The organism is Desulfobacteraceae bacterium (assembly GCA_022340425.1).
In the GTDB taxonomy this organism is placed as follows: domain Bacteria; phylum Desulfobacterota; class Desulfobacteria; order Desulfobacterales; family JAABRJ01; genus JAABRJ01.
In genome coordinates, this window is sequence record JAJDNY010000155.1 from 1 (window position 1) to 7,478 (window position 7,478).

The following is a 7,478-nucleotide window of genomic DNA, read 5'->3' on the forward strand; positions in this document are numbered from 1 at the left end:
TAGGCGCTCTTGAGTTCGGCGTCGCTGGCGTTTCGACCGACCCCGAGAACGTCGTAGTAGTCGCGCTTGTTGGTCATAGGGTCATCCGGTGTCAATGAACTTAGGGAGATTTGGAAATCCGCGGGTTTCTGTGCAACAGATGTCCGAACATAATGCCAAAACCGGTCTTGTCAACGCGGAATCAGCCGGCGCCGGCCGCTACGGTCGTTCCCCGCGGACGGCGCGCAGTCCTTCGCAGCGGGCGGGATGTTTCACCGGCCGTGAAACTTGTTGCGATCCCAAGCCGGTTCCGGTTTGATCGGTCTTTGAATCCAAAAACTTTTGCAGTTTCCCGTCAACAGAGCGCCTCGGCAATGGCTCACAGCAGCGAGGAGCGGCGACGTTGGCGCTTCAGGACGGCTCCGATGATCATCCCCAGAAGCAAAACGCCCGCCCCGCTCAGAAACCACCGGACGCGTTCGTTGAACCGCAGTTTGGACAGTTCCGCCTCGAACTGCTCCGCCAGGCCGGTCTGCTTGGCCAATTCGGCGGATGTTTTTTCAAAACGGGTTTTGAGATTGATGAAGTCGGCAGAATCCTTTTTCAGGGTGCCGTAGGCGGCGTTGAGTTTCTCGATGGTGGCCTGGCTTTCCTTCAGCGCGGCGCTGAGGCGGTTGTTTTCAGCGGTCAACTGGGTGTTTTCGGTGCTCAGGGCGTCGGTCTTGGCCCGGATGTCGTCATACTCGCTCTGCAGGCGGGCCAAACGAATCCGGTTGGGTGTTTGGGTGGTCAGAAAGCGGCTGAGGACCCATCCCTCCTTGCCGTTCTGGGTGCGGGCCCGGGTCCAATCGGGCCCCTCTTCAACGATTTCCAGCGCCTGGTCCGACCGCAGCATGGCGATGATCTTGTGGTTGGTACTGGGGCCGCTGCGAAGGGTGATTTCCATCACGTCGCTGACATACGCGGTAGCGGCCCAGGCGGGCGTGGAAAGAACGGCCAGGCAAAGCCCGGCAAGCAGAATTCGTTTCATTGGCGGCAACTCCCGGATAGATGGCTTGGGGTTCGAGATTCCTGGCGGTCTTTGGCGGCATCGGCCAGTTGCTGGCCCTGGGGGCCCGGCGCGCCCGCTGGGAGATGGAAAAGGCGCGTTAAAGCACGCGCAATTTGAGTTTAAAAAAATGATTATGTCAATAATTTCTTTAAAAAAAGACAATCCTGTGGTAGTTTTGCCGAATCAAAAATCGTTGAATTTTCTTTGGCTTAGGGTCGCGGTAAGAGACAGTTCCCCATGGCGCCCGATTTCGGTCCGGCTGCAGGGGACATCCGGCGGGGCCAACCGCCAAGATGATGGGACTCATGATTGCGCTTGATCTGGAGTGTGCCCAGGGGCACTGTTTCGAGGGCTGGTTCGATGATCTGGCCGCCTTCGAAACCCAGCAGAAAAAAGGGTTGATCGCCTGTCCGGTCTGCAATGCGAACGCTGTTTGCCGGGTGCCGTCCACCTTTGCCATCAAGGCCCCCGCCCCGGCAAACCCACCCGAGCGGGCCCAACGCGCCCCTGACGCCGCCCGGATTCAGCGCAAGCTGCTGGATTTCATCCATAAAAATTTTGACGATGTCGGGGCCGATTTCAGCAAGGAAGCCCTCAAAATTCATTACGGCGCCGCCCAGCCGCGCAACATCCGGGGCGTTAGTTCAGGTGAGGAAGAAAAAATATTGAAAAAAGAAGGCGTCTCCTACTTCAAGATCCCCATGCCCGAATCCCCGCCCGAATCCGAAAATTGACGGTTCCGCAAAAAGTCCAATCTCTGCGTTGCGCTGCATCTCGAAGTCGCTGCGGCGTACATTAGTACGCCTCACGCCGCTGAGATTTGCGCGCCGAAGCTTGAACTTTTTTCGAAACCGCCTGGTTTTTTTACTTTTTACCGCTTCATCAAAATTGAGCCCCCGAAAAAAATTTAGGCGCACACCCCGGGGCTGTTTTGCGGCACCGTCATTCCGGGTTGCTCCCGGGCCCTGAGCCGAAATCAGGCATTCAGTCTCTCGGCCAGCCGCGACAGGCGCTTTTGAGGGGTGTCGTTCTGGACGGCGATTCCCAGCGCCTTGGCGGTGCCGATCAGCACCACCAGGGTTTTGGCCCGGGTCAGTGCCGTGTAGATCAAATTGCGCTGCAGCAGCGGGTAGTGCTGGGTCATGACCGGCAGCACCACCGCCGGGTATTCGGAACCCTGGGATTTGTGGACCGAGATGGCGTAAGCCAGGGACAGATCCTCCAGCGCATCCCGATCATAGGCGACGCTTCGGCCGTAAAAGTCCACCGACAGGCGGGAGCCGGCGCTTTCTGAGCTGAGGACGGTGCCGATGTCGCCGTTGAAGACCTCCCGCTGATAGTCGTTGCGCAGGTGCATGACCTTGTCGCCCGGGCGCAGGCCGGGGTGGGCCCCCTTTTCCTCGGGGGCCGGCGGATTGAGCGCCTGTTGCAGCACCCGGTTGAGGTGCAGGGTGCCGACTTCACCGCGGTGCATGGGGGTCAACACTTGGATGTCGTGGATCGGGTCGAGGCCGTAGCGCGCCGGAAGGATGTCCCGGCACAGGTTCACGATGACATCCACGGCGCGGTCGGGACGGCTTTCCGCCACAAAGCAGAATTGCGCCGGCGCCATGGGGCTCTCCGTCGGTGCGACGGCCGGCATGCAGCCGCTGCGGATGCGGTGGGCGTTGATGACGATCGGGCTTTCCCGGGCCTGGCGGAAAATCGTGTTGAGGGCGTGGACGGGCAGGCGCTGGGAGCGGATCAGGTCGCCCAGCACATTGCCCGGGCCCACCGGGGGAAGCTGAAAAACGTCCCCCACCAGGATCAGGGCGGCGTTCATGGGAACCGCCCTGACCAACTGGTGCATCACCACCAGGTCCACCATGGAGGCTTCGTCAACGATCAGCGCGTCGGTTTCCAGCGGATCGTCCTGATCGCGTTCGAAGCTCTGGGTGCTGAAATTATACCCCAGGAGTTTATGGATCGTTGCGGTCGGCCGGCCGGTGACCTCGCCCAAGCGCCGCGCGGCACGCCCGGTGGGGGCGACCAGCAGGAACTGTTTGCCGAGCGCTTCCAGGACGGCCGCCAGGGAACGGATCAGGGTGGTCTTGCCGGTTCCCGGGCCGCCGGTGATGATGGCGACGCGCTGGGCGAGAACGGCGGTCAGAACCTGTGTCTGCTCGTCTGAAAGCTTGATGGCCAGTTTTTTGAGGACCGCTGCGGTCACCCGCTCTGGGTCCAGGTGCAGGGGCGGCGCGGTCAGGCTCAGCCGGGCGCCCAGACGCCGCGCCAGGCCGGTTTCGGCCGCGTGCAGATGATCCAGGTAAACCGGGCATTCGCCTCCGGTTGCGGCCTGGTCCTCGATCACCACCGTTTTGTGCGCCGCCATCTCGGCCAGTGCGACGGCCGCCGTTTGCGGCGGGATGCCAAAGGCCGCCTGGCAGCGCTCCAAAAGATGGTCCCGGGGCATGAAAAGATGACCGGCGCTGCTCTGTTGTTCCAGCAGATGAAGGATGCAGGCCCGGATGCGTTCGGGTGCATCGGGCGGCTGGCCAAGGTTTTGGGAAATCGCATCGGCAATCGGAAAGCCGATTCCGGGAAGCTCGCGGGCCACCCGGAACGGGGTATCCCGCAGGATCGCCGCTGCGTCGGCGCCGTAGGCCTGGAGCAGCCGTCCGGCATAGGAGAGCTTGAGCCCGTTTTCCTGCAGAAACTGCATCAGGCTGCGGGCGGCGTGATGGGCCCGCCAGGTCTCGGCGATCTGGCGGGCGGTCTTGGGGCCGATGCCCGCGACCTCGCAGAGCCGCTCGGGGGCCTTTTCGATCACCTCCAGGGTGTGGGCCTGGAAATGGGCCACCAGGCGCCGGGCGGTTTTTGAACCGATGCCTTTGACCACGCCGGATTCGAGGTAGTGGCGGATGCCGGCCACGGTGGCTGGCAGGATGATCTCGAAGGCCACTATTTTGAACTGCTGGCCGAAACGGGGATGGGTTTCCCACTGGCCCTTGAGGCGCAGGTCCTGACCGGGGCTGACGCCGGGCATATAGCCGACCACCGTGATCGGGCGCGGCTGTCGGTCGGCCTGAACCCTGGCCACGGTATAGTGGTTCTCCGGGTTGTGGTAGGTGATTCGCTCCAGGTGGCCGTCCAGGGTGGTCGCCTCAGGGGGCGCGAAGGGGGTCATGGGCAATGATCCAATCCACGGCCGCGGCGAAGTCGGCGGCCACGTGCTGCGGGCGGTCCTGGCGCCCGGAGAGGGCCTTTTCGGCCGCCGCGCCGTTCCCGGTGCGGACCAGGACGGCCAGCCCCACCCCGGCCGCACGGGCCGCGGCGATGTCCCTGGCGCTGTCGCCGACCATGCAGGCCCCGGCAAGGTCAATGGCGTGGCGCTTTTGCGCGGCCCAAATCAGGCCGGGGCGCGGCTTGCGGCAGGTGCAGTCGTTTTCCGGATGGTGGGGGCAGTAAAAGATATCCCGAATTTCTCCACCGGCCTCCCGGACGGCGGCGCACATGCTGGCATGGAGGTCGTCGAGAGCGGCCGGTGCGATCATCCCGCGTCCGACGGCCGATTGGTTGGTGATGACGATGGTGGTGAAGCCCGCGCGCTTGAGGCGGGCGAGGGCCCGGCGGCTTCCGGGCAAAAATTCGAACTGCGCCCAAGAAAGGATGTAATCCGGCGCGTCGCGGTTGATGACCCCGTCGCGGTCCACAAACACTACTTTGGTTAGCATGCCGCCCCTGTGCTATTCGGCCACGATGAAGGCGTCGGGAAACCCGTTGCGGGCCAGGCGCTGGCGGTGGGCTTCGGCCTGGTCGAGGTTTTCAAAACGCCCCACCCGGACCCCGTGCAGCTCCCCGTAGGCGGGGCTTTGGTAGACCCGGACATGGGCATCGGCAAAGCGCTTCAGCAGCTCCTGGCGCTGGCGTTCGGCATTCTGCGGGTCCCGAAAGGCGCCCACCTGGAAGGTGAAGTTCCCGGCACGGTAGTCGACCGGTCGGTAACCGGCGGCCTGCGCGCTGGATCCAGCCGCGGCCGCTCCCAAGGCCACAACCTCCACCGGGGCGGTGCCCGGGCCGATCATCCCGATTTCCTTGGCCGCTGTGTACGACAGGTCGATTACCCGGCCGCTTACGAAGGGGCCGCGATCGTTGATCTTGACCACCACGCTGCGGCCGTTGTCCAGGTTGCGGACCTTCACATAGGTGTCGAAGGGCAGCGTCTTGTGGGCGGCGGTGAGGGCGTACATGTCATAGACCTCGCCGTTGGAGGTCCGGTGCCCGTGAAATTGTTCGCCGTACCATGACGCCCGGCCCTCCTCGCGGAACCCCTTGGCATGGCCCAGGGGCTGATACCAGGTGCCGTAAACCTGGTAGGGCTTGGGGGCCGGCACCGGGGCCGCTGCCGCCGGCGGGGGAGCGGCCGGATCCGGCGGCACCGGCTGCAGGGGAGCGGCGCATCCCGCCGCCATCAGCACCCAGGCGACCAAAGCCAGCAGGCGGTAGGGGCGAGAGGTGCGCATCCTACTTCGCCAGGGCCAGCTTCAGCACGTCCATCATCTTGTCCACGAAGTGGAAGGTGATGTCGCGCTGAACCCGTTTGGGGATGTCCTCCAAATCCTTGCTGTTGAACTTGGGCAGGATGATGGTCTTGATGCCGGCCCGATGGGCGGCCAGCACCTTTTCCTTGATGCCGCCCACCGGCAGCACCTGGCCGCGCAGGGTGATCTCGCCGGTCATGGCCAGATCTTTGTGGATCGGGGTGTCCGTCAGGAGCGATACCAGGGCGGTCAGCATGGTCACCCCGGCCGACGGCCCGTCCTTTGGAATGGCGCCTGCCGGAACGTGGATGTGGATGTCGTGCTTGTCGAAAAAGTCGTCCGGGATTTTCAGCCGTTCGGCGTGCGAGCGGATGAAACTCAGCGCCGCGGAGGCCGATTCCTTCATCACATCGCCCAGCTGGCCGGTCAGGGTCAGGCCCTTGCGACCGCGCATGGCGGTGGCCTCGATGAACAGCAGATCCCCGCCGGTGGGCGTCCAGGCCAGCCCCATGGCGACCCCGGGGGTTAGAATCCGGGCCTTGGCCTCGGCCGTGACGCGCACAGGCCCCAGAAACTTGGGGATGTTCTTGACTTTGATGGCCACCTTTTGGGCTTCGCCCTGGGCGATCATGCTGGCCGCCCCGCGGCAAATGGAGGCGATTTCGCGCTCCAGGTTGCGCAGCCCGGCCTCCCGGGTGTAGCCGGAAATGATCTGCTTGATGGCGCCGCGGGTGAAGCTCAAATCCTCTGCCTTAAGCCCGTGGGCCTCGCGCTGACGGGGGACCAGGTAGCGGTTGGCGATCTTGATCTTCTCGTCCTCGGTGTAGCCCACCAGCTGGATCACCTCCATGCGGTCGCGAAGGGGCGGCGGGATGGTGTCCAGGACGTTGGCCGTGGCGATGAACATCACCTTGCTGAGATCGAAGGGCACATCCAGGTAGTGGTCGGTGAAGGAGAAATTCTGCTCGGGGTCCAGCACCTCCAGCAGGGCCGATGACGGGTCGCCGCGGAAATCGCTGCCCACCTTGTCGATTTCATCCAGCATGAAGACCGGGTTGTTGGACTCGGCGCGCCGCAGCCCCTGGATGATGCGCCCGGGCAGGGCCCCCACATAGGTCCGGCGATGGCCTCGGATTTCGGCCTCATCGCGCACGCCGCCCAGTGACATCCGGATGAACTTGCGGCCCAGGGCCCGGGCGATGGAGTGCCCCAGGGAGGTCTTGCCGGTCCCGGGCGGTCCGGCAAAGCACAGGATCGGGCCCTTGGAGTCGGGCTTGAGCTTGCGCACTGCCAGATACTCGACAATCCGTTTCTTGGCCTTTTCCAGCCCGTAGTGGTCGTCGTCCAGGACCTTGCGGGCCTTGCGGATATCCAGGTTGTCCTGGGTGCTCTCGCTCCAGGGCAGGGCGGTCAACCAGTCCAGATAGGTCGAGGCAACGGTGTATTCGGCGGAGGAGGGGTGCATCCGCGACAGGCGCTCCAGCTCGCGCTCGGCTTCCTTGACGGCCTCCTCGGGGAGGCTTTTTTCCTTGATCTTGGCGCGGTATTCCTCGACCTCCACCCCGGCTTCGTCCTTTTCCCCCAGTTCCTCCTTGATGGCCTTGAGCTGTTCGCGCAGGAAATACTCCCGCTGGCGCTTGTCCATGTCGCCCTTGACCTGGGTCTGGATCTTGTTGCCGAGTTCCAGCACTTCAAGCTGGTAGTTGACGATCCGGGTGGCTTCCTTGAGCCGTTTGCGGATGTCCGTGGTCTGGAGGATCTTCTGCTTTTCCTCCACCTTGGAGTTGAGCGTGGAGGCGATCATGTCCGCCAGGGTGCCGGGCTCCTTGATGGATTTCGCCATGGCCAGGACTTCCTGGGGCAGGCCCGGCGAAAGCTCCACCACCCGGGAGAAGAGCCCCATGATGTTGGTCATCAGGGCTTCGATT

6 protein-coding genes and 1 pseudogene are annotated in these 7,478 nt (G+C 63.6%); 1 reads left to right on the forward strand and 6 read right to left on the reverse strand.

Annotated elements, in window-relative coordinates; translation table 11 throughout:
- Positions 1-358: 358 nt before the first annotated feature.
- A complete protein-coding gene (locus tag LJE63_13510) occupies positions 359-1,009 on the reverse strand; it encodes a TIGR04211 family SH3 domain-containing protein (GenBank protein ID MCG6907624.1) in 651 nt (216 codons plus the stop codon).
- A 326-nt stretch (positions 1,010-1,335) separates the two neighbouring features.
- On the opposite strand from LJE63_13510, the gene LJE63_13515 reads away from it, so the two are divergent.
- Positions 1,336-1,764: a DUF1178 family protein gene (locus LJE63_13515; GenBank protein MCG6907625.1), complete on the forward strand. Its 429-nt coding sequence runs from the start codon at positions 1,336-1,338 to the stop codon at positions 1,762-1,764.
- 242 nt (positions 1,765-2,006) lie between these two features.
- On the opposite strand, the gene LJE63_13520 is transcribed toward LJE63_13515, so the two are convergent.
- From LJE63_13520 to lon, 5 genes and pseudogenes are all read right to left on the reverse strand, one after another.
- Complete coding sequence (locus tag LJE63_13520; protein MCG6907626.1) at positions 2,007-4,196, reverse strand: ATP-dependent RecD-like DNA helicase; 2,190 nt, start codon at positions 4,194-4,196, stop codon at positions 2,007-2,009.
- The gene (gmhB, locus tag LJE63_13525; GenBank protein MCG6907627.1) at positions 4,174-4,743 is read right to left on the reverse strand and encodes a D-glycero-beta-D-manno-heptose 1,7-bisphosphate 7-phosphatase; all 570 of its coding nucleotides are present in this window, start codon (positions 4,741-4,743) and stop codon (positions 4,174-4,176) included. Before gmhB ends, LJE63_13520 begins: the two co-directional genes overlap by 23 nt.
- 12 nt (positions 4,744-4,755) lie before the next feature.
- Positions 4,756-5,070 (reverse strand): SPOR domain-containing protein, encoded by a 315-nt coding sequence (locus tag LJE63_13530; protein MCG6907628.1) that lies wholly within the window; start codon positions 5,068-5,070, stop codon positions 4,756-4,758.
- Positions 5,062-5,364 (reverse strand): annotated as a pseudogene (locus tag LJE63_13535) (septal ring lytic transglycosylase RlpA family protein). Before LJE63_13535 ends, LJE63_13530 begins: the two are co-directional and overlap by 9 nt.
- A gap of 169 nt (positions 5,365-5,533) precedes the next feature.
- Positions 5,534-7,478 (reverse strand): endopeptidase La (gene lon / locus LJE63_13540; protein ID MCG6907629.1); only part of this gene is annotated, 1,945 nt, incomplete at its 5' end.